Genomic DNA, 20313 nt, shown 5'->3' with positions numbered 1-20313 from the left:
GGTTTCGGCGCGCGCTTCGAAGACGCGCTTTAGAGCGCGATGTCGAGCGGCTCGAAGCGCGGCGTGCCGTCGGCGAGCGTTTCGTTGAACATCGCGGCGGGCCGCACCCACAGGCCGCGCTCCTTCGGCCAGAGATGCTCGTAGACGATCATCGCCTCTTCGGTCTCGGAGTGCCGCGCGACCCCGATCACGCGATAAAGCCCGCCCTTGTAATGACGATGCGTGGCGATTGCGAGCGCTTCGGATTCTGTCATCGGTTCGTGTTCCTGGTTCAAACCGAGCGGCGATCGAGCATCGCGCGGGCGATGGTGCCCGCATCGACGTATTCGAGTTCGCCGCCCACCGGCACGCCGCGCGCGAGCCGCGTCACCCTCAGCCCCTTCGACTTGAGCGTCTGCGCGAGGTAATGCGCGGTCGCTTCGCCCTCGTTGGTGAAATTGGTGGCGAGCACGACTTCCTGCACGACGCCATCGAGCGCGCGGTTGATGAGCCGCTCGAAGTGAATTTCCTTCGGACCGATGCCGTCGAGCGGGCTCAACCGCCCCATCAGCACGAAATAGAGCCCGCGATACGTGAGCGTCTGCTCGAGCATGATCTGGTCAGCGGGCGTTTCGACCACGCATAGCAACGCCGGATCGCGCTCCTCGTCGCTGCACACTTCGCAGATGGCCGCTTCGGTGAACGTGTTGCACTTCTCGCAGTGACGCAGATGCCCGGTCGCGAACAACAGCGAATTGCCGAGCTTTTCGGCGCCCGCGCGATCGTGCTGCATCAGGTGATACGCCATGCGCTGCGCCGACTTCGGACCGACGCCGGGCAGCACGCGCAGCGCTTCGACGAGCGCCGACAGGGCGGATGGTTGTTTCATGTGTCCTCGAAACGCGCCGCGTTCGGCGCGCGGGTTTAGAACGGCAGTTTGAAGCCCGGCGGCATCGGCATGCCGGCGGTCATGCCGCTCATCTTTTCCTGCGTGGTGGCTTCCGCCTTGCGCACGGCGTCGTTGAACGCGGCGGCGACCAGGTCCTCAAGCATGTCCTTGTCGTCGGCGAGCAGGCTCGGGTCGATCTGCACGCGCTTGACGTCGTTTTTGCAGGTCATCGTCACTTTAACGAGACCGGCGCCCGACTGGCCCTCGACCTCGATCAGCGCGAGCTGGTCCTGCATCTTCTTCATGTTTTCCTGCATCTGCTGGGCTTGTTTCATCAGCCCGGCGAGTTGATTCTTCATCATGATTCGGCTCCTTGCACGGAAATGGAAATTGCGGATGACGGCAAGCGCCGCTGCGTGCGCCGGCGCGCCCTGAATGACGATGCCGCGCGTGCGGCTTGTGTCCTGTTGCTTACTTTACCGTGCGCCTTCCACGGATGCGCCCGGCGAATGACCACCCGATGCGGCGAGCGGCCTGATCGAACCTTGCACGATGCTCGCGCCGAAATCGCGGATCAGCGACTGGACGAACGGATCGCGCTCGATCTCCTGTTCGGCTTGCTGCTGGCGTCTCGCGCGTTCGGCGGCATCGAGCGCGGCGGCTGTGCGGCGCGCGGGTCCGACGTTGACGTTGACTTCGATCGCGCGGCCGAGCTTTTCGGCGAGCGCGGCCTTCAGCTTGGTCACGTGCGCGGCGTCCGTGTACATCTGCACGGCGACGGTGAGCGTGACCGAGTTCGCGTCGCAGGCGCTCAGTTCGCTGTTGAACGCGAGCTGATAGGCGACGCCCTTGAGCGGCAGATCGACCGCGAGCGCGGGCCATTCCTGCGTAAGGCCGAGCGCGTCGAGCGGCACGGCGGGCGGCAGCGGCGTCGCGTCGATTTTCGGCGCGGGCTTCGGGGCGGAATTCGATACCGGCTCGTCGCCGAAGCGCATGTCGTCGGGACCGCTTTCGAACGCGGGCACGAAGCCGTCGTCGGGCGGCATGAAGTACGCATCTTCCGACGATGCCGGCGCATATTCGTCCGGCGGCATGTCTTCCCACGGCGGGATGACCTTCGCGGCGGGTTTGGGCTTCGGTTCAGGAGCGGGCGCGGGAGCGGGCCGGCGCGGTGATGGCACCTGCACTTGCACCGCCGGCTTGGCGACCGCTTTCGGCACGGGCGACGCGTTCGTCTGCTCGTTCGGCCGGGACGCCGCCGGTGCGCTGCGCCCCCCACGGTCCGACGACAGCCGCATGCCCGCGCTGCGCAGCACTTCGAGCGCTGCGCTCGCGCCGCTTACGGCGCGCGATGGACCCGCGCCTGCGGAAGCCGTATCGGCCGATGCGGCGTCGTCCGCCGCCTGGCGCGCAGCGGCGCGAATGGGTGCGGGCGCGGCTGGCGGTCGATCGGCGGGTTCGGTCGCTTGGATCGCTTGCGGCGCTTGGGGCGCGGCCACGGCCGGCGCGCTCGCGCCTGCCGGCTGCGCCGTGACGGACGGCTTGCCGCCGCCCTCTTGCGTTGCTTCTTGCGTTGCTTCTTGCGCTGCTTCTTGCGTTGCTTCTTGCGTTGCTTGTTGAGCCGTCGATTCCGCAGGCGGCGCCTTCGCTGAAGAGCGAGCCTGCGCCTGATCCGGCGCCGCTTCGACGGAAGCGCGCACCGATGCTTCGTCCGCCACACGGCGATTCGGCGCTTCCGGCTTCGCCGAGACAGGCACGGCCGATACCGCGCGCTCTGCCATCGCGCCGGAGAGCGCCGCGCTGCGCGGCGTCCTGGCCGCTTGCGGCGCGCTGACCGCGAGCCCGCCGCCGCCGGCGGGACCGCCCGACGCACCAGCCGGCTCGAACGCCAGCATGCGCAGCAGCGTCATGGTGAAGCCCGCGTACTCGTCGGGCGCGAGGCCCAGTTCCCCGCGGCCCACCGTGGCGATCTGATAGAACAACTGCACCTGCTCGGCGGAAAGCATCTCGGCGAAGCGGCGAATGTCCGCGGCTTCCGGCCATTCGTCGAGCACCGACGACGGCGCGAACTGCGCCCACGCGATTCTGTGCAGCACACTCGCGAGATCTTGCAGCGCCGTCGAGAACGACAGGCTGCGCAGCGCCATTTCATCCGCGATGCCGAGCACGCCCACGCCGTCGCTGGCGGCGAGCGCATCGATCAGGCGAATGAGATAGCTCTGGTCGAGCGCGCCGAGCATGCCGCGAACGGCTTCCTCGGTGACGTCGTTGGCGGAATACGCGATGGCCTGATCGGTGAGCGAAAGCGCGTCGCGCATGCTCCCGTCCGCCGCGCGCGCCAGAAGGCGCAGCGCCTGCTGCTCGAATTCGATGTGCTCTTCGCCGAGGATGTTCTCCAGATGCGAGACGATATGGCCGGCCGGCATCTGCTTGAGATTGAACTGCAGACAGCGCGACAGCACCGTGACCGGGATTTTCTGCGGATCGGTGGTCGCGAGGATGAACTTGACGTGCGGCGGCGGCTCTTCCAGCGTCTTCAGCATGGCGTTGAAGGCGTGGTTCGTGAGCATGTGCACTTCGTCGATCATGTAGACCTTGAAGCGCGCATCGACGGGCGCATACACGGCGCGCTCGAGCAGAGCGGCCATTTCATCGACGCCGCGGTTGCTCGCCGCATCCATTTCCACATAATCGACGAAGCGGCCTTCGTCGATTTCCCGGCACGCGCGGCACACGCCGCACGGTTTCGACGTGACGCCCGTCTCGCAATTGAGCGCCTTCGCAAAGATGCGCGACAGCGTGGTCTTGCCGACGCCGCGCGTACCCGTGAACAGATAGGCGTGATGCAGGCGGCCGCCGTCGAGCGCGTGCGTGAGCGCGCGAACGACATGCTCCTGGCCGACGAGCGACTCGAACGATTTCGGCCGCCATTTGCGTGCGAGAACTTGATAGGTCATGCGCGAAATTGTATCAGCAACGACTTGCGCCAAACGCCGTGCGAACGCCACGCGGGAAGCGTCCAGACGGTCTGTCGCCGCGCTGGAGACTATGGAAACTTGGAGGAACTACGGGGGAAAGCGGAAGGTGACGAGCCCGACCCTCGGCACTGGTGGAAAGCGGCTGTGGCTGCTTCGTTCCCGACCTGACCAGGTTGACCGCGCCACCATGCGAGGAGGCCCGTCACGAGAAATTGTATCACGGACGATGCCCGGCCCGAAACCCCGCATCGAAGCTCTTGCGCGGCTCTCGCAACGCCCCCTTGTGTACGGTGTTTTCGTCTTCAGATCGGTCCTATCGGGCAGCGGCAACGGATAGCAAAGTAGGCTAAGATGGCAGATGACTTATCCGTGACCGTGCGTGCGCAATGCCTGAAGTCGGCATGCGCCGGCACATGCGGCACGCGGGCCTTCGCTCGCTCATTGGGCGGCGAATCCTTTCTCAGTTTTGGTGTATCGTGGCGAGCATTCAAACGCGGGCCTCGAATCAATAGAGGTATTCAGACAATGAGCGAATCAATTAAGCACATCAGCGACGCTTCTTTCGAACAGGACGTCGTCAAGTCGGATAAACCTGTCCTGCTCGACTTCTGGGCCGAATGGTGCGGTCCGTGCAAGATGATCGCCCCGATCCTCGATGAAGTCGCGAAGGATTATGGCGATCGCCTGCAAATCGCGAAGATCAACGTGGACGAGCATCAGTCGACGCCGGTGAAGTTCGGCGTGCGCGGCATTCCCACGCTGATTCTCTTCAAGAACGGCGCGGTCGCCGCGCAGAAGGTCGGCGCCCTGTCGAAGTCGCAACTCACCGCGTTCCTCGACAGCAACCTGTAACTGCATCGAGCGCGAGCGCCGCGGCATCGTCCGGCGCCTCGCTCTTGCGCCATCGTTATACGAAAGCGCGCCGCCGATGTTGTCGCACGACAACATCGGCTGAAAAGCCCCGCCCATAGCCAACCCGAGGCTCGCGCGGCGTGTGCTATGCTAGAATCACAAGACTTCAAGAAGTATTAAGTCCTAGAGCGGTTCCGCTCACCTCTTCTCCCAAATCTTTCTGTCGCACCTCTTCTCCCTGGCGGGAAATCCGTATGCATTTATCCGAGCTCAAGTCTCAGCACGTCTCTGCACTGATCGAGATGGCCAATGGCCTCGAGATCGAAAATGCGAACCGCCTGCGCAAGCAGGAATTGATGTTCGCGATTCTTAAAAAGCGCGCCAAGGCTGGCGACACGATTTTCGGCGACGGCACGCTCGAAGTCCTGCCGGATGGCTTCGGTTTCCTGCGCTCGCCCGAGACTTCGTACCTCGCGAGTACGGACGACATTTATATCAGCCCGTCGCAGATTCGCCGCTTCAACCTGCATACCGGCGACACGATCGAAGGTGAAGTCCGCACGCCGAAGGACGGCGAACGGTATTTCGCGCTCGTCAAGGTGGACAAAGTCAACGGGCAGCCGCCCGAGGCCTCGAAACACAAGATCATGTTCGAGAACCTCACGCCGCTGCATCCGAACAAGCCGCTGCCGCTCGAACGCGAGATGCGCGGAGAAGAGAACGTGACGGGCCGCATCATCGACATGATCGCGCCCATCGGCAAGGGCCAGCGTGGTTTGCTCGTCGCGTCGCCGAAGTCGGGCAAGACCGTGATGCTTCAGCACATCGCGCATGCGGTGAAAGCGAATCATCCGGATGTCGTGCTGTTCGTGCTCCTCATCGACGAGCGCCCGGAAGAAGTCACGGAAATGCAGCGCTCGGTCGCGGGCGAAGTGATCGCCTCCACGTTCGACGAACCCGCCGCGCGTCACGTGCAAGTGGCCGAAATGGTCATCGAGAAGGCGAAGCGCCTAGTCGAAATGAAGCATGACGTCGTGATCCTGCTCGACTCGATCACGCGTCTCGCGCGCGCGTACAACACGGTCGTCCCGGCATCGGGCAAGGTGCTGACGGGCGGTGTCGACGCCAACGCGCTCCAGCGTCCGAAGCGCTTCTTCGGCGCTGCGCGCAATATCGAGGAAGGCGGGTCGCTGACGATCATCGGCACGGCGCTGATCGAAACCGGCAGCCGCATGGACGACGTGATCTACGAAGAGTTCAAGGGCACCGGCAACATGGAAGTGCACCTCGAGCGTCGTCTCGCGGAAAAGCGCGTCTATCCGTCGATCAACCTGAACAAATCCGGCACGCGCCGCGAAGAGCTGCTCATCAAGCCGGACCTGCTGCAAAAGGTCTGGGTGCTGCGCAAGTTCATTCACGACATGGACGAAGTCGAAGCGATGGAATTCCTCCTCGACAAGATCCGTCAGACGAAGAGCAACTCCGAGTTCTTCGATATGATGCGTCGCGGCGGAGGCTGATTCGCCGTTTTGTCTTGCGCTCGGAAACCGCCTGCTTCGTCAGGCGGTTTTTTTTTCGCCTCATCGCGGCGAGCGCATCCGTTTCGCGCGCGTCGCGGACGATGCGCCACAATACACGCGCTGACTCACTTCCCTTTTCGTCCCGCATGCCGAACGTCTTCACTCGCTGGTTCAGCGCGCAACGCCGCGAACGCACGCTGCGCAAGTACGCAATCGACGACGCGCTATGGCGGCGCACGCTCGATGCCTTCCCGTTCTACGGCCACCTGAGCGCCGCCGACCGCGACCGGCTGCGCGATACGGCGAGCCTCTTCATCGCGCAGAAAGCATTCTCGACCGCGCACGAGCTGGAGCCGACCGACGAGATGATCGTCGCGATCGCCGCGCAAGCGTGCTTGCCGGTGCTGAATCTGAGCCTCGATCTGTACGCGGGCTGGGTCGGCGTGATCGTGTATCCGGGCGAGTTCGTCATTAGAAAGACCGTCGAGGACGAAGCCGGCGTGGTCCATGAAATCGAGCACGACGCGAGCGGCGAAGCGTGGGAAGGCGGGCCGGTGGTGCTCTCGTGGGAAGACGCGCAAATGGCACAAACGGCACAAACGGCACAAACGGCCGACGGCGCCGACGCATACAACGTCGTCATCCACGAGTTCGCGCACAAGATCGACATGCTTAACGGCGAGGCGGACGGCCATCCGCCGCTCTTTCGGCGCTGGCACGCCCCGCTCGACAACGCCGCGTGGTCCGATGTCTTCGACAACGCCTACGACCAGTTCTGCGCGCGCGTCGACGCCGTACCCAAGCGCCGCTGGGCGCGCTTCGAGCGCGAATCGCTGATCGATCCGTATGCGGCGGACCATCCGTCCGAGTTTTTCGCGGTGTGCAGCGAGGCGCTTTTCGTCACGCCGCAGGCGTTCGAGGCCGACTATCCCGAGCTGTATCGGCTGCTCGCGCGCTACTACCGGCAGGATCCGGCGAACGTCGACGCGCTGGCCGGATGAATCTGGAGAAACGCATCCGAAAAAGTATCAACCGACTGATTCTCTGGCATAATCTCCGTTTTTCGACCCTAGGCAAGTGACTCGCGCCGGCAACCGGAATTCACCGGAAAAGTGGTGCAGCGGGTTGGCTACCGCCAGATACCAGGAAAGACCATGAAAGAAGGCATTCACCCGAATTACCGCGAAGTCCTGTTCGTCGACATGTCGAACGACTTCAAGTTCGTGACCCGCTCGACCATCCAGACGCGCGAAACCGCCGAATTCAACGGCAAGACGTATCCGCTCGCGAAGATCGAAGTGTCGTCGGAATCGCACCCGTTCTACACCGGCCAGCAGAAGATCATGGACACGGCCGGCCGCGTCGAGAAGTTCAACAACAAGTTCGCGCGCTTCTCCACCAAGAAGTAAGTCGGGCTTCAGTTTCAGCAAAAAGGGCAGCTTTGGCTGCCCTTTTTTGTCGCCGATGCAGACGCCAATGCAGTCGCCGAGCCCTCGCCGTCCGCTGCATTTGGTAAGCGTTGTTACGCGACGTGACATCCACGCCGCTGAGACGCTGCCGAATCCGCCACGCGACTACAATGCCGGATGCTCCGGCTGCCCGCCGTCCAGTTCACGTTTTTCGCGGTCCGTCCTTCCACCAAGCCTTTTCGCATGCGATCTGTCGTTCGTCTGACCGCCTCCGCCACCAGCGCCCTGCCGCGCTGGCTGCTGCTCGCCATCTGCATCACCTATGCTTCGTTCGGTCTCTTCGGACGCGATCCCTGGAAGAACGAAGACGCGGCGGGCTTCGGCGTCATGTGGACGATGGCCAACGGCGACACGCGCGACTGGTTCTTGCCGAACCTGCTCGGCAAGGCGCCGACCGTCGATGGCCCGCTCATGTACTGGCTCGGCGCGTCGTGCATCCGCCTTCTGAGCCCGTGGGTCGATGCAAGCAACGCGTCGCGCGTGGTGACGGGCCTGCTCTTCTGCATCGCGTGCGCGTTCGTCTGGTATTCGGCTTATCTGCTCGGCCGGCGCGACGAAGCGCAACCGTTCAAATATGCGTTCGGCGGCGAGCCGGAACCGCGCGACTACGGCCGCACGCTCGCCGATGGCGCGTTGCTCATCCTGCTCGCCTGTTTCGGCCTCGCGGAGCGCGGTCACGAAACCACGCCGCAACTCGCGCAATTCGCCGGCACCGCTATGCTCATCTACGGGCTCGTGCGCAGCCTCGACAAGCCGGTGCACGGCGCGCTCGTGTGGGGCGCGGCGATCGGCGTCGTCGGGTTATCCAGTTCGCCGGTGCTCGTGTTCGCGCTGCTGCTCTGCACGCTCGCGATGACGATCATCGTGCGCCAGGTGCGCGCCGCGCCGCTCCTGCTGTACGGCCTGCCGGTCGCGGTCGTTCTGATCGCCGCCTGGGTTCTGCCGGCACTGCACTTCTATCCCGACGACGCGCAATGGTGGCTGCGCACCTGGTGGCGAACGAGCTTCTATACGTTCACGGGGCCGCCGTCGGTCGTGTTCGGCTACGCGATGAAGAACCTGCCGCTCTTCACGTGGCCCGCGTGGCCGCTCGCGATCTGGGCGTTCGTGAGCTGGGGCGGCATGCGCCGCTCGCCGCACGTCGCGGTGCCGCTGTCGATCATCGGGCCGCTGCTCGTGCTCGTCGTGCTGCAGGCGCACGAAACCAACCGCCTCTTCCTGCTGCTCCTGCCGCCGCTCTCCGTGCTCGCGACCTTCGCGCTGCCGACGCTCAAGCGCGGCGCGATCAACGCGATCGACTGGTTCGCGATGCTCAGTTTCACGATCATCGGCTCGGTCGTCTGGCTCGTATGGACCGCGGGCATCATCGGCTTTCCGGCACCGATGGCCCGCAATCTCGCGCGCCTCGTCCCAGGGTTCCATCCCGAATTCCGGCCGATCTCGTTCGTGTGCGCGGTCGCCGTGACCGTGTGCTGGTTCCTTCTGGCGCGCTGGCGCCTCGCGCGTCACCCGAAGGTGCTCTGGCGCAGCGTCGTGCTGTCGAGCGCGGGCACCACGCTGATGTGGGTGCTGCTGATGACGCTGTGGCTGCCGGTCGTCAATTACAGCCGGACGTATCGCGATGTCGCGGAGCAGATCGCCGTGCATCTTCCGCCTGACTACAACTGTATTTCGCCGGTGCGTCTCGGCGACGCGCAGATCGCCACGTTCGCCTATTTCGGCGGCATGCATTTCGCGTTCGACGAAGATTGCGACGTGATTCTGCGTCAGGATCGCGCGGACTACGGCGATCCCCCGTCGATCTCGACGTTCGAATGGAAGCTCGTCTGGGAAGGCCGGCGCGTGGCCGACCGCGACGAACGCTTCCGGCTCTATGTGCGGATTCAGCGTCCCGTTCCCCCGCCGAAAAAGCCGTTGCGCCCGCGAAGCCTGCGCCGGAGCCAGTAAGACGATGCGCCCGATCCTCCCCGCGCAAGCCCGATCGACGGGCATGTGGAGCGACGTGCGCAAGATCGGCGCGCTCGCGTGGCCGGTGCTGATCGGCCAGCTCGCGGTGATCGCGTTCGGCGTGATCGATACCGCGATGGTCGGCCGCTTCTCCGCCACCGATCTCGCCGCGCTCGGCCTCGGTTCGTCGGTGTACATCTCGATCTATATCGGCCTGACGGGGATTCTCGTCGCGCTGCAGCCGATTGCCGGCCAGCTTTTCGGCGCGGGCCGCGAAAGCGAGATCGGCGAGGAAACGCGTCAGGCGCTATGGCTCGCGGCGGCGCTGACCGTCGTCGGCTTCGTGCTGCTCTACTTTCCGGAGCCGCTTCTGAGTCTCGCGAAGGCGCCGCCCGTGCTGCACGAGCGCACGGTCGACTATCTGCGGATTCTGTCGTTCGGCCTGCCCGCGAGCCTCGCGTTTCGCGTCTACAGTTCGCTCACGAACGCGATCGGCAAGCCGCGCCTCGTGATGTTTCTGCAAGTCGGCGGGCTCGTGCTCAAGTTTCCGCTCAACACATGGTTCATCTTCGGCGGATTCGGTGTGCCGGCGCTCGGCGGCCCCGGCTGCGCGCTCGCGAGCACGCTCATCAACTGGGTGCTGGCTGTCGTCGGCATGACGGTGCTCGTCAAGTTCGAGTTCTTCCGGCCGTTCGGCATCTTCACGCGCTTCTCGTGGCCTGCGTGGAAACGGCAAGTCGCGCTCTTGCGCCTTGGCATTCCGATGGGGCTTTCGTACCTCATCGAAGTGACGTCCTACACGTTCATGGCGCTTTTCATCTCGCGCTTCGGCACGACGACGCTTGCTGGACATCAGATCGCGGGCAATCTCGGCGCGGTGCTGTACATGACGCCGCTTGCCATCGGCATCGCTTCGTCGACGCTCGTTTCGCAGGCGCTCGGCGCACAGCGCTTCGACGACGCCGCCTCGATCTCGCGTCACGGCATCGGCATGGCGTGCGTGCTGGCGCTCGTCTACGGCGTGATCCTGCTTGCCGCGCGCTCGCACATCATCGCGGCCTATACGCCCGATGCGAACGTCATCGCGGCGGCCATGCCGCTCGTCCTCATCATCTTCTTCTATCACTTGTGCGACGCGCTGCAGATCACGACCGCGTTCATCCTTCGCGCGTACAAGGTGACGCTCGTGCCGACTGTCATCTACGCGATCGCGTTGTGGGGCATCGGTCTTGGAGGCGGTTATCTGCTCGGCTTCGACGTCGGCGGCGCGGTGCCCGAATGGCTGCACGGCGCGCGCGGGTTTTGGATCGCCAACTCGCTGAGTCTCGGCGTGGCGGGCGTCGGGCTATTCGTTTACTGGCGGCGCGTGAGCATGCGGCATGTGAATCGGGTGGATGCGCGGTGAAGGCGTTCAGGCGCGCAGGCGCACTAGACAACAACGCTTTGATGGGCGCAGCGCTTTTCCTATGACTGCCGCGCCGCCGTCGAAATAGCTGATATTCATCCACCAACGGTTGGCAGGACGAAGTACTAAGGACCGTCGTCTGCTCCAAAGCACAGTGTCGCGCCGCGCAAAGTCAAAGAGTGTGCGCGAACGCAGCGCCTCCGACCCGGTCATGCACAATGCGGACGACAATTCTTCGGCGCGCGGAATTGCCCTATGCTTACGGCGTCGTCCGAATTTCCCGCGTCATCATTTCAATTCCCACTGCCTGGAGTGTCGTCATGCTCAAAAAGCTGTTGATGCTGTGCGTAGCGTTGATGTTGTCCGTCGGCGCGGCCTTTGCCGCCGTCGACGTGAATACGGCCGATCAGGCCGCGCTCGACTCGGTGAAAGGGCTCGGGCCGGTAAAATCGAAGGCGATCGTCGACGAGCGCGCGAAGAACGGCCCGTTCAAGGACGCCGACGATCTCGCGAATCGCGTGAAAGGTCTCGGTACGAAATCGGTCGCGAAGCTCGAGGAAAACGGGCTCACGATCGGCGGCTCCTCGCTGCCGCCGACGGGCAAGACGGCCAAGCCCGCGGCGACGGGTTCGCAAGGCGCGGCGGCTCCGAACTCGACCGTGAGGTCATCGACGGCGGCGACGGCCGCGACATCGCCCGCGGCCACCAACGCGCGAACGCCGGCGCTCACGCCGGCCTCGGGCCCGTCGGGTGCTTCGTCTTCTTCGGCGAGGGGAAAGTCCGCCGCATCAGCGCCGGCCGCAACGAGCGATGCCGAATCGTCGAAACCGTCGAAAACGTCGAAATCGAAACGTAAGAAGGACAAGGCCGCGAGCGCCACGCCCGCGAGCCTGTAACCAATCCGCAACCTTTAGCAAGAGACTGTCATGAGCCTACTCGATATCCTCGCCTCTTCCCTCGGCAATTCGCCGCAACAAGGCGGCCAGGCCGGTCAATCGGGCCAGGCCGCGCTGATCGCCGCCGCGCTCGAATTCGTCAACAGCCAGCCCGGCGGCATCATGGGCCTGATTCAACGGTTCCATCAGAACGGCGCGGGCGATATCGTCCAGTCGTGGATCGGCACCGGCGAAAACAAGCCGATCAGCCCCGGCCTGCTCACCAACGTTCTCGGCGCGGACAACGTCGGCGCGCTCGCGCAGAAAGCGGGCGTCTCGGGCGACCAGCTTTCGGGCTTGCTCGCGACCGTGCTGCCGCATATCGTCGATCGCGCGACGCCCAACGGCGAAGTCCCGCCCGAAGGCAAGCTCGATTTGACGGGCGTGCTCGGCTCGCTCGGCGGTCTTGCCGGCCTGTTCGGTCATAGCGAGCAGCCGAAGCAAGGCTAAAGCGCTTCGCAGGCGCTCGACGCGAAAGCCCCGCCGGTTTGCACCGCGCGGGGCTTTTTGCTTTTTGCTTCGTACTTCTCGTCAGGCGCGCGCATAAAAAAAGGCAACGAATCGCTTCGTTGCCTCTTGAACCGCCGTGTGCGCGCTCCCTCGCGTGGAGGGAGCCGCGCGCCTTAATGCACCACGCGATCGAACACGAACTCGCCATCCCGCACGTCGACGGGAATGACATCCTTCGGTCCGAAACGTCCGGCGAGAATCAGCTTCGCGACCGGATTCTCGATCTCCTGCTGGATCGCGCGCTTCAACGGCCGCGCACCGAACACCGGATCGTAGCCGACCTTCCCTACCTGCTCCAGCGCCGCGTCCGATACGTCGAGCTGCATGTCGAGCTTCGCGAGCCGGTCGTGCAGACGCTGCAACTGAATCTTCGCGATCGACTCGATATTCGCGCGATCCAGCGAATGGAACACGACCACATCGTCGATACGGTTCAGGAACTCGGGCCGGAAGTGCAGCTTCACTTCTTCCCAGACCGCGTCCTTCACCTTTTCGTGCGGCTCGCCGACCATGCCCTGAATCACCTGCGAACCGAGGTTCGAAGTCATCACGATCACGGTGTTCTTGAAGTCCACCGTGCGGCCCTGGCCATCGGTCATGCGGCCGTCGTCGAGCACTTGCAGCAGCACGTTGAAGACGTCCGGATGCGCCTTCTCGATTTCATCGAGCAGGATCACGCTGTACGGCTTGCGGCGCACGGCTTCGGTCAGATAACCGCCTTCCTCGTAGCCGACATAGCCCGGCGGCGCGCCGATCAGCCGCGCGACGCTGTGCTTTTCCATGAACTCGCTCATGTCGATGCGGATCAGATGATCCTCGGAATCGAACAGGAACGCGGCGAGCGCCTTGCACAGCTCCGTCTTGCCGACGCCCGTAGGCCCCAAGAACAGGAACGAGCCATACGGACGGTTCGGATCGGACAGACCCGCGCGCGAACGGCGAATCGCATCGGCGACAGCGCCGATCGCTTCGTCCTGACCGACGACGCGCTCGTGCAGCTTGCTTTCGATCTGCAAGAGCTTCTCGCGCTCGCCCTGCATCATGCGCGACACGGGAATGCCCGTCGAACGCGACACCACTTCCGCAATTTCCTCCGCGCCGACCTGCGTGCGCAGAAGACGCGGCCGCGTCGGATTGTTCTGCTCCTGAGACTCTGCCTGCGTCACCTGCTTGAGCCGCGCTTCCAGTTCAGGCAGCTTGCCGTACTGCAATTCGGCGACCTTTTCCAGCTTGCCTTCGCGCTGCAAACGCGCGATATCCGCGCGCACTTTCTCGATCTCTTCCTTCAGTTGCGCGCTGCCCTGCACCGCGGCTTTCTCGGCGGTCCAGATTTCCTCGAGATCGGAATATTCGCGGTTCAGCCGCTCGATTTCCTCTTCGATGAGTTGCAGCCGCTTCTGCGACGCTTCGTCCTTCTCCTTCTTCACGGCTTCGCGCTCGATCTTCAACTGGATGGTGCGGCGCTCCAGCTTGTCCATCTCTTCGGGCTTCGAATCGATTTCCATCTTGATGCGCGACGCCGCTTCGTCGATCAGATCGATGGCCTTATCCGGCAGAAAGCGGTCCGTGATATAGCGATGCGACAGCTCCGCCGCCGCGACGATAGCCGGATCGGTAATCTCGACGCCGTGGTGCAGTTCGTACTTCTCCTGCAAGCCGCGCAAAATCGCGATGGTCGCTTCCACCGAAGGTTCGTCGACCAGCACTTTCTGGAAACGCCGCTCGAGCGCCGCGTCCTTTTCGATGTACTTGCGGTATTCGTCGAGCGTCGTCGCGCCGATGCAATGCAGTTCGCCGCGCGAAAGCGCCGGTTTGAGCATGTTGCCCGCGTCCATCGCGCCTTCGGCCTTGCCCGCGCCGACCATCGTATGAATTTCATCGATAAAGACGATGGTCATGCCTTCGTCCTTCGCGATGTCATTGAGCACAGCCTTGAGGCGCTCCTCGAACTCGCCGCGATACTTCGCGCCCGCGAGCAGCGCCGCCATGTCGAGCGACAGCACGCGCTTGCCCTTCAGCGTCTCGGGCACTTCGCCATTGACGATGCGCTGCGCCAGCCCTTCGACGATCGCCGTCTTGCCGACGCCCGGCTCGCCGATCAGCACCGGATTGTTCTTCGTGCGGCGCTGAAGAATCTGAATCGAGCGGCGGATTTCGTCGTCGCGGCCGATCACCGGATCGAGTTTGCCCGCGCGCGCGCGCTCCGTTAGATCGACGGTGTATTTCTTGAGCGCCGCGCGCTGGCTTTCGGCGTCCTGACTATTGACTTGCGCGCCGCCGCGCACCGCGTTGATCGCGGCTTCGAGCGCACGGCGCGTCAGGCCGTGCTGCTTGGCGATGCGGCCCACTTCGCCCTTGTCGTCGGCGACCGCGAGCAGGAACATCTCGCTCGCGATGTACGTGTCGTTGAGTTTCTGCGCTTCCTTGTCGGCGTTGTTCAGAAGGCCGGCGAGATCGCGGCTGACCTGAACGTTGCCGTCCGTGCCCTGCACTTGCGGCAAACGGCCGATGGCCTCGACGAGCGCCGCTTGCAGCGCCTGAACCTGCACGCCCGCATGCGAAAGCAGCGAGCGCGCGGAGCCGTCCTGCTGCGCGATCAGCGCCGACAGCAGGTGCACGGGCTCGATGTACTGATTGTCGTTGCCAACGGCCAGGCTTTGCGCGTCGGAGAGCGCCTCCTGGAATTTCGTGGTGAGTTTGTCGATTCTCATTGTTGGTAAGCTCCAATTCTGAATACGACCAAAATGAGGCGCTTTTGGCCGTTTTCAAGCATGGTTTTACTCATTGCACGCGCTTTTTGCGTCCTTTCAGGCCGCGCGCCGCGCAATGCACGCCTACCAGAGACCGTTGCGTTCGCGTTTCGTTCGGCGCGGTATCGAGTCACGAAGACGGCTCGCGCAACACGCGCGCGGCCGGACGCGGCAACGCGATGCTCGCCACGCCGAGCAGCCCCGCAAGCTCGTTCGCGGGCTCCGAAAGCTCGCCGATGGTGTGCCGGTCGAGTTCCGCGAGAAACGCGTCGCGCGCCGCGTCCAGCACGCCGCGCAGGCGGCACGCCGGCTCGATCACGCAATGGCGGTGGACCGCCCGCTTCTCGAAGCAGCCGACGATGGCGAAATCGCCTTCCGTCTCGCGCACGATGTCGCCGATAGTCAGCTCGCGGGAACCCGTCGCCAGTCGAAGGCCGCCTCTGCGTCCGCGTACCGTCTCGACCCAGCCGAGCTCGCCGAGCTGCTGCACGATCTTCATCAGATGGTTCTTCGAAATGCCGTAGGCGTCGGAGATTTCCTGAATCGTCGAGAGGCCGGCCGGCCGCACCGACAGATAGAGCAGGACGCGCAGCGCATAATCGGTGTAGTCGGTCAGTCGCATGGTGTCGCTCAGTCGGTTCGACGCGCCGGGCCAGAAGAAGCGTTGCGAGACGGCCGCCAGGGCATCCCGCAATGCGCGCCGCTTTCGGACGAATCCGCGCGGCGCGAGCGGGGATGCCGGCGTCCCGTTCCGCGCGCTGGCCGCAGCGTCTAATATCCGGACGCAGTCAGCAACGACGAGGAAGACGAACAATGCCGCGCGGCGCCGACTGTCACGCATTCTGCGCCATATCGGTGCGAGCGTCAGCAAGAACGAAACATCGAAGCCTGAACTCCTGAACGTATCAATTCTGCTTTGCCGCCATGAATCCAGACCAACTGACCGATGCCACCGCGCGCGAGCGCGAGCCCAACAAAACGAACGTGCGCGCCCTCGTCGAAGCCTTCTACCGCCGCGTCGACGACGATCCGCTGCTCGGGCCGATTTTCGCCCGCGAACTGGCGGGCCGCTGGGACGAGCATCTCGCGAAGATGACGACGTTCTGGTCGAGCCTCGTGCTCGGCTCGAAACAATATCGGGGAAACGTGCAGGAAGCGCACCGGCCGCTGGAAGGCATCGAGCCGCAGCATTTCGCGCGCTGGCTCTCGCTATTTCTGAACACCGTCGAAGCGCGCTACGAGCCGGCCGCCGCCGTCCAGTTCATGGAACCGGCGCTGCGCATCGCGCAAAGCCTGCAGTTGAGCAAGTTCGGTTGGGACTACCGGATTCCGCCCGAGCAGGAAAAACTGCTCGCCGCGCTCAAGCGTCATCGCACGGGCGGCATCGACGCGCCGCGGTTTCCGGAGCGCCCCGCTGGCGAGCCGTTTCCCGCCAAGTTCGTCGGCAAGCCGGCGCGCGACGACTGAGCCGCGCGTCAGTTGGACGGCGCGCTCCAGCGGGCGAGCGCCGCGTCGTCCGATTCGCGCGCGTCCACCCAGCGCTCGCCGCTTTCGGTCTTTTCCTTCTTCCAGAACGGCGCCTGCGTCTTGAGATAGTCCATCACGAACGCGCAGGATTCGAACGCTTCGGCGCGATGCATCGCCGTGGTCGCGACGAGCACGATCTGATCGAGCGGCCTGAGCTTGCCCACGCGATGCACGATCAGCACGTCCGAGCCGCGCCAGCGTTCGCGCGCTTCGTCGGCGATCGCTTCGAGCGACTTCTCCGTCATGCCGGGATAGTGCTCCAGTTCCATCGTCTCGATTGCGCTGCCTTCGTTCAGATCGCGCACCGTGCCGACGAAGCACGCCACCGCGCCGACCTTCGGGTTGTCGGCGCGCAGCGCGGCCACTTCGGCGCTGATGTCGAAATCGGCTTCCTGCACGCGGACCTTCGCACGCGTCGTCATATCAGCCACCCGTGACCGGCGGAAAGAACGCGACTTCGCAGCCCTCGGTGATGCGCTGCGATGCGTTCGTCATCACATGGTTGCAGGCCATGCGCAGCGCTCGGCCTTCCGCGAGCGCTTCGGCCCACGCGCCGCCGCGCATGCGCAGCCACGCGCGCACATCGCCCACGTTCACGACCGTATCCGGCACGTTCACCGTCTCGTTCGCGACGCCGAGCGCCTCGCGCACGCTCGCAAAGAATCTCAGTTCGACTTGCATGGGACTGTTCCTTACCGCATCAGCTCTGAAAATGGGATGAAGCGCACCGTCTCGCCCGCGCTGATGGCGTGATTCGGCGGATTGTCGATGAGGCCGTCGCCCCAGACCGTCGACGTCAACACCGCCGAACTCTGATTCGGGAAGAGATCGAGGCCGCCGTTTTCGTTCACGCGCGCGCGCAGGAACTCGTTGCGGCGATCGCCCTTCTTTTGTGTGAAGTCGGCGCGCATCGAATAGACGCGCGGCGCGACGTCGTCCACGCCCGCGAGCCGGAGAATGAACGGCCGCACGAACAGCAGAAACGTGCAGAAGCTGGAAACCGGATTGCCCGGCAAGCCGATGAAATACGCCTCGTCGTCCGCTTCGCGCCGCACCGCGCCGAACGCGAGCGGCTTGCCCGGCTTCATCGCGATCTGCCACATCGAAATGCGCCCTTCCGCTTCGACGGCCGGCTTCACGTGATCTTCCTCGCCGACGGATACGCCGCCGCACGTGAGGATCAGATCGTGGCCGAGCGCCGCGCGTCGCAGCGTGTCGCGCGTGGCGTCGAGCCGGTCTTCGACGATGCCGAAATCCGTCACTTCGCAGCCGAGCCTCGCAAGCAGCGCGCGCAGCGTGAAGCGATTCGAGTTGTAGATGGCGCCGGGCGCGAGCGGCTCACCGGGCATGCGCAATTCGTCGCCGGTGAAGAAGATGGCGACGCGAACCGGCCGCACGACGTCGAGCGACGCGCACCCGACGGACGCCGCGAGCCCCAACGCCTGCGGCGTCAGGCGCGTGCCAGCGGGCAGGATGACAGAACCGCGCTCGATATCCGCGCCCTGCCGCGTGATCCACTCGCCTTCGGCGGGCGCTTGACTGAACGCGACGCTGCCGTCGTCCGACGCCTGCGCCATTTCCTGCATCACGACGGCATCCGCGCCGGGCGGAATCGTCGCGCCAGTGAAGATGCGCGCCGCCGTGCCCGCCGCGAGGGGCTCGGCCGCGTGCCCGGCGGCAATGCGCTGCGAGACGCGCAGCGTGACCGGCGCGGCGTCGCTGGCGGCGGCGAGATCGGCGGCGCGCACCGCGTAGCCGTCCATCGAACTCGTGTGCATCGGCGGGACGTCGAGCGGGGAGACGACGTCGGCGGCGAGCACGCGGCCGAGCGCGTCGAGCGTATCGATGCGCTCGACGCCATCCACCGGGCGCGCGGCGTCGAGCAGACGGGCGAGCGCGTCGGCGGTGGCGAGCATCGGAGGACGGGAAGAACCGGCGGACTGAGATGACATGGCTTCGCTGGAGAGCGCGGAAAAGGTGAAAGACAAAGGTGAGAGACGACAGGCAACGAGCAACTATTGTAGCGACTCGCCGCGCCGCTTCGAATGGCTGAACGCGCGGGCGGAAAGGGAACGGGAACGGGCCGGCGACGCGCCGCCAAGCGTCAAAGCCACCGCGCCCCGGTGATACACTGCCACCACACTTCCCACGTCCATTTCCATGAAATTCTGTTCCGTCTGCGGCCACGAGGTCGGCCTGAGCATTCCGCCCGGCGACAACCGCGAGCGTTACGTCTGCAACAACTGCGGCACCGTGCATTATCAGAATCCGCGCAACGTGGTGGGCACGGTGCCGGTGTGGGACGACAAGGTGCTGCTGTGCCGCCGCGCAATCGAGCCGCGCTACGGCTACTGGACGCTGCCCGCGGGTTTCATGGAAATGGAAGAGACGACGAGCGAAGGCGCCGCGCGCGAAACGCTGGAGGAAGCCGGCGCGCGCGTCGAGATTCAGAGCCTTTTCACGCTGCTCAACGTGCCGCACGTGCATCAGGTGCATCTGTTCTATCTGGCGCGGCTTCTCGATATCGAACTGGACCCCGGCGAGGAAAGTCTCGAAGTACGCCTTTTCGAAGAAAGCGAAATTCCGTGGGACGAGATTGCGTTCCCGACCGTCGGACAGACGCTGCGCTTCTTCTTCGCCGACCGCGCCGCCGGCAATTTCACGCTGCATACCGGCGACATCTTCCGCACGCTGCGCGAAGGCTGAAGCGCGCCGGACGATCATGGTTCCCTGGCTCGCCCACGACGATCCGTTTCCGCCGGTCGAGCGCGCGCTCGGCGCATCGAGCGGCGCGCCCGGCCTGCTCGCCGCGAGCGCGGATCTCTTGCCCGCGCGTCTCATCGAGGCTTACCGGCGCGGCATTTTCCCGTGGTATTCGGACGGCCAGCCCGTGCTCTGGTGGAGTCCCGATCCGCGCATGGTGCTCATGCCCGCCGAGTTCCGCGTGTCGCATTCGCTGCGCAAGACGCTCAAACACGTCCTGGGCGACGACGCATGGCAAGTGCGCGTCGACGACGACTTCCCCGCCGTGATGCGCGCCTGCGCCGACACGCCGCGCGAAGGCCAGCGCGGTACGTGGATCACAGCGGATATCGTGGATGCCTACACGTCGCTGCATCGCGCGGGCGAGGCGCACAGCATCGAGACGTGGTACGAAGGCACGCGCGTGGGCGGGCTCTACGGCGTATCGTTCGGGCGCATGTTCTTCGGCGAATCGATGTTCGCGCACCGCACGGACGCGTCGAAAATCGCGCTCGCGGCGCTCGTCGCGCACTTGCGCCGCCACAAAATAGAGATGATAGACTGCCAGCAAAATACGTCGCATCTGGCGTCGCTGGGTGGCCGCGAGATCGCTCGCCGCGCATTCGTCGCGCATCTGCGCGCGGCGGTCGAGCAACCGCCGATTCCCTGGCGCTTCGACAAGTCCGTCGTAGCCGAGCTACTCGGCCCGCAGTCAGGCTGACGCGAAAGGCCGTGCCGGGCGCGCCGCTTGCGACGCAAATACTCACGACAAGCACGAATCCGTCCGCGCCGCTTTCTTCGAGAGCAAGC

The 20313-nt window shown here is 64.6% G+C and carries 20 protein-coding genes and 1 other RNA gene; 11 read left to right on the top strand and 10 right to left on the bottom strand.

Going from position 1 to position 20313, the window contains the following annotated elements; all coding sequences use genetic code 11:
• Positions 1 to 29: 29 nt before the first annotated feature.
• From LDZ27_RS06540 to ffs, 5 genes are all read right to left on the bottom strand, one after another.
• Positions 30 to 254 (bottom strand): DUF1653 domain-containing protein, encoded by a 225-nt coding sequence (locus LDZ27_RS06540; RefSeq protein WP_244815874.1) that lies wholly within the window; start codon positions 252 to 254, stop codon positions 30 to 32.
• A 17-nt stretch (positions 255 to 271) separates the two neighbouring features.
• Positions 272 to 868: a recombination mediator RecR gene (gene recR / locus LDZ27_RS06535; RefSeq protein WP_244815873.1), complete on the bottom strand. Its 597-nt coding sequence runs from the start codon at positions 866 to 868 to the stop codon at positions 272 to 274.
• 35 nt (positions 869 to 903) lie between these two features.
• On the bottom strand, positions 904 to 1230 hold the full coding sequence (locus LDZ27_RS06530; protein WP_159836360.1) for a YbaB/EbfC family nucleoid-associated protein: 327 nt from the start codon (positions 1228 to 1230) through the stop codon (positions 904 to 906).
• A gap of 114 nt (positions 1231 to 1344) precedes the next feature.
• A complete protein-coding gene (locus LDZ27_RS06525) occupies positions 1345 to 3825 on the bottom strand; it encodes a DNA polymerase III subunit gamma/tau (protein WP_244815872.1) in 2481 nt (826 codons plus the stop codon).
• A gap of 126 nt (positions 3826 to 3951) precedes the next feature.
• Positions 3952 to 4050, bottom strand: an RNA gene (ffs, locus tag LDZ27_RS06520) — signal recognition particle sRNA small type.
• Between the two features lie 321 nt (positions 4051 to 4371).
• On the opposite strand from ffs, the gene trxA reads away from it, so the two are divergent.
• The 8 genes from trxA (at position 4372) to LDZ27_RS06480 (ending at position 12424) form a co-directional block, all read left to right on the top strand.
• Positions 4372 to 4698 (top strand): thioredoxin TrxA, encoded by a 327-nt coding sequence (gene trxA, locus LDZ27_RS06515; RefSeq protein ID WP_008349330.1) that lies wholly within the window; start codon positions 4372 to 4374, stop codon positions 4696 to 4698.
• A 254-nt stretch (positions 4699 to 4952) separates the two neighbouring features.
• Positions 4953 to 6218, top strand: coding sequence for a transcription termination factor Rho (gene rho, locus LDZ27_RS06510; protein ID WP_244815871.1), 1266 nt, complete (start codon positions 4953 to 4955; stop codon positions 6216 to 6218).
• A 146-nt stretch (positions 6219 to 6364) separates the two neighbouring features.
• Positions 6365 to 7219 (top strand): zinc-dependent peptidase, encoded by an 855-nt coding sequence (locus tag LDZ27_RS06505; protein ID WP_244815870.1) that lies wholly within the window; start codon positions 6365 to 6367, stop codon positions 7217 to 7219.
• A 153-nt stretch (positions 7220 to 7372) separates the two neighbouring features.
• On the top strand, positions 7373 to 7627 hold the full coding sequence (locus LDZ27_RS06500) for a type B 50S ribosomal protein L31 (RefSeq protein WP_062605561.1): 255 nt from the start codon (positions 7373 to 7375) through the stop codon (positions 7625 to 7627).
• A gap of 243 nt (positions 7628 to 7870) precedes the next feature.
• Positions 7871 to 9634, top strand: coding sequence for a glycosyltransferase family 39 protein (locus LDZ27_RS06495; RefSeq protein ID WP_244815869.1), 1764 nt, complete (start codon positions 7871 to 7873; stop codon positions 9632 to 9634).
• A 43-nt stretch (positions 9635 to 9677) separates the two neighbouring features.
• Entirely contained in the window at positions 9678 to 11039 is a 1362-nt protein-coding gene (locus LDZ27_RS06490) for an MATE family efflux transporter (RefSeq protein WP_244816055.1), read from the top strand.
• Positions 11040 to 11359: 320 nt separating this feature from the next.
• On the top strand, positions 11360 to 11935 hold the full coding sequence (locus tag LDZ27_RS06485; RefSeq protein WP_244815868.1) for a helix-hairpin-helix domain-containing protein: 576 nt from the start codon (positions 11360 to 11362) through the stop codon (positions 11933 to 11935).
• Positions 11936 to 11965: 30 nt separating this feature from the next.
• Positions 11966 to 12424: a YidB family protein gene (locus LDZ27_RS06480; protein ID WP_244815867.1), complete on the top strand. Its 459-nt coding sequence runs from the start codon at positions 11966 to 11968 to the stop codon at positions 12422 to 12424.
• 173 nt (positions 12425 to 12597) lie between these two features.
• Here the strand turns inward: LDZ27_RS06480 and clpB are convergent, their stop codons facing one another.
• Positions 12598 to 15195, bottom strand: a complete 2598-nt coding sequence (gene clpB, locus LDZ27_RS06475; RefSeq protein ID WP_244815866.1) for an ATP-dependent chaperone ClpB — start codon at positions 15193 to 15195, stop codon at positions 12598 to 12600.
• A gap of 169 nt (positions 15196 to 15364) precedes the next feature.
• Positions 15365 to 15856 (bottom strand): Rrf2 family transcriptional regulator, encoded by a 492-nt coding sequence (locus LDZ27_RS06470; protein ID WP_244815865.1) that lies wholly within the window; start codon positions 15854 to 15856, stop codon positions 15365 to 15367.
• 302 nt (positions 15857 to 16158) lie between these two features.
• On the opposite strand from LDZ27_RS06470, the gene LDZ27_RS06465 reads away from it, so the two are divergent.
• Positions 16159 to 16701 carry a group III truncated hemoglobin gene (locus tag LDZ27_RS06465; RefSeq protein WP_244815864.1) on the top strand — a complete coding sequence of 181 codons (543 nt, stop codon included), beginning with the start codon at positions 16159 to 16161 and terminating at the stop codon, positions 16699 to 16701.
• A gap of 8 nt (positions 16702 to 16709) precedes the next feature.
• Here the strand turns inward: LDZ27_RS06465 and moaE are convergent, their stop codons facing one another.
• From moaE to glp, 3 genes are read right to left on the bottom strand one after another with little or no spacing between them, the layout of a single operon-like run.
• The gene (gene moaE, locus LDZ27_RS06460; RefSeq protein WP_244815863.1) at positions 16710 to 17183 is read right to left on the bottom strand and encodes a molybdopterin synthase catalytic subunit MoaE; all 474 of its coding nucleotides are present in this window, start codon (positions 17181 to 17183) and stop codon (positions 16710 to 16712) included.
• Between the two features lies 1 nt (position 17184).
• A complete protein-coding gene (gene moaD / locus LDZ27_RS06455) occupies positions 17185 to 17442 on the bottom strand; it encodes a molybdopterin converting factor subunit 1 (RefSeq protein ID WP_244815862.1) in 258 nt (85 codons plus the stop codon).
• An 11-nt stretch (positions 17443 to 17453) separates the two neighbouring features.
• Positions 17454 to 18677, bottom strand: a complete 1224-nt coding sequence (glp, locus tag LDZ27_RS06450) for a gephyrin-like molybdotransferase Glp (RefSeq protein WP_370653393.1) — start codon at positions 18675 to 18677, stop codon at positions 17454 to 17456.
• A gap of 244 nt (positions 18678 to 18921) precedes the next feature.
• Here glp and LDZ27_RS06445 point away from each other — a divergent pair, with 244 nt between their 5' ends.
• Positions 18922 to 19467, top strand: a complete 546-nt coding sequence (locus LDZ27_RS06445; RefSeq protein ID WP_244815860.1) for an NUDIX hydrolase — start codon at positions 18922 to 18924, stop codon at positions 19465 to 19467.
• Positions 19468 to 19483: 16 nt separating this feature from the next.
• Positions 19484 to 20224 (top strand): leucyl/phenylalanyl-tRNA--protein transferase, encoded by a 741-nt coding sequence (aat, locus tag LDZ27_RS06440; protein WP_244815859.1) that lies wholly within the window; start codon positions 19484 to 19486, stop codon positions 20222 to 20224.
• The last annotated feature ends 89 nt before the right edge of the window (positions 20225 to 20313 follow it).

Source organism: Caballeronia sp. Lep1P3, assembly GCF_022879595.1.
In the GTDB taxonomy this organism is placed as follows: domain Bacteria; phylum Pseudomonadota; class Gammaproteobacteria; order Burkholderiales; family Burkholderiaceae; genus Caballeronia.
Note: the sequence above shows the minus strand (reverse complement) of the source record. Positions and strands in the feature narration are given on the sequence as shown.

Bases quoted from the DNA above. Each gene is read 5' to 3' on its own strand.
- LDZ27_RS06530 (WP_159836360.1), bottom strand. From the start codon at position 1,230: ATGATGAAGAATCAACTCGCCGGGCTGATGAAACAAGCCCAGCAGATG.
- LDZ27_RS06470 (WP_244815865.1), bottom strand. From the start codon at position 15,856: ATGCGACTGACCGACTACACCGATTATGCGCTGCGCGTCCTGCTCTAT.
- LDZ27_RS06525 (WP_244815872.1), bottom strand. From the start codon at position 3,825: ATGACCTATCAAGTTCTCGCACGCAAATGGCGGCCGAAATCGTTCGAG.
- LDZ27_RS06500 (WP_062605561.1), top strand. From the start codon at position 7,373: ATGAAAGAAGGCATTCACCCGAATTACCGCGAAGTCCTGTTCGTCGAC.
- moaD (WP_244815862.1), bottom strand. From the start codon at position 17,442: ATGCAAGTCGAACTGAGATTCTTTGCGAGCGTGCGCGAGGCGCTCGGC.
- LDZ27_RS06445 (WP_244815860.1), top strand. From the start codon at position 18,922: ATGAAATTCTGTTCCGTCTGCGGCCACGAGGTCGGCCTGAGCATTCCG.
- LDZ27_RS06540 (WP_244815874.1), bottom strand. From the start codon at position 254: ATGACAGAATCCGAAGCGCTCGCAATCGCCACGCATCGTCATTACAAG.
- glp (WP_370653393.1), bottom strand. From the start codon at position 18,677: ATGCTCGCCACCGCCGACGCGCTCGCCCGTCTGCTCGACGCCGCGCGC.
- recR (WP_244815873.1), bottom strand. From the start codon at position 868: ATGAAACAACCATCCGCCCTGTCGGCGCTCGTCGAAGCGCTGCGCGTG.
- LDZ27_RS06495 (WP_244815869.1), top strand. From the start codon at position 7,871: ATGCGATCTGTCGTTCGTCTGACCGCCTCCGCCACCAGCGCCCTGCCG.
- rho (WP_244815871.1), top strand. From the start codon at position 4,953: ATGCATTTATCCGAGCTCAAGTCTCAGCACGTCTCTGCACTGATCGAG.
- aat (WP_244815859.1), top strand. From the start codon at position 19,484: ATGGTTCCCTGGCTCGCCCACGACGATCCGTTTCCGCCGGTCGAGCGC.
- LDZ27_RS06480 (WP_244815867.1), top strand. From the start codon at position 11,966: ATGAGCCTACTCGATATCCTCGCCTCTTCCCTCGGCAATTCGCCGCAA.
- LDZ27_RS06505 (WP_244815870.1), top strand. From the start codon at position 6,365: ATGCCGAACGTCTTCACTCGCTGGTTCAGCGCGCAACGCCGCGAACGC.
- LDZ27_RS06490 (WP_244816055.1), top strand. From the start codon at position 9,678: ATGTGGAGCGACGTGCGCAAGATCGGCGCGCTCGCGTGGCCGGTGCTG.
- LDZ27_RS06465 (WP_244815864.1), top strand. From the start codon at position 16,159: ATGAATCCAGACCAACTGACCGATGCCACCGCGCGCGAGCGCGAGCCC.
- clpB (WP_244815866.1), bottom strand. From the start codon at position 15,195: ATGAGAATCGACAAACTCACCACGAAATTCCAGGAGGCGCTCTCCGAC.
- moaE (WP_244815863.1), bottom strand. From the start codon at position 17,183: ATGACGACGCGTGCGAAGGTCCGCGTGCAGGAAGCCGATTTCGACATC.
- trxA (WP_008349330.1), top strand. From the start codon at position 4,372: ATGAGCGAATCAATTAAGCACATCAGCGACGCTTCTTTCGAACAGGAC.
- LDZ27_RS06485 (WP_244815868.1), top strand. From the start codon at position 11,360: ATGCTCAAAAAGCTGTTGATGCTGTGCGTAGCGTTGATGTTGTCCGTC.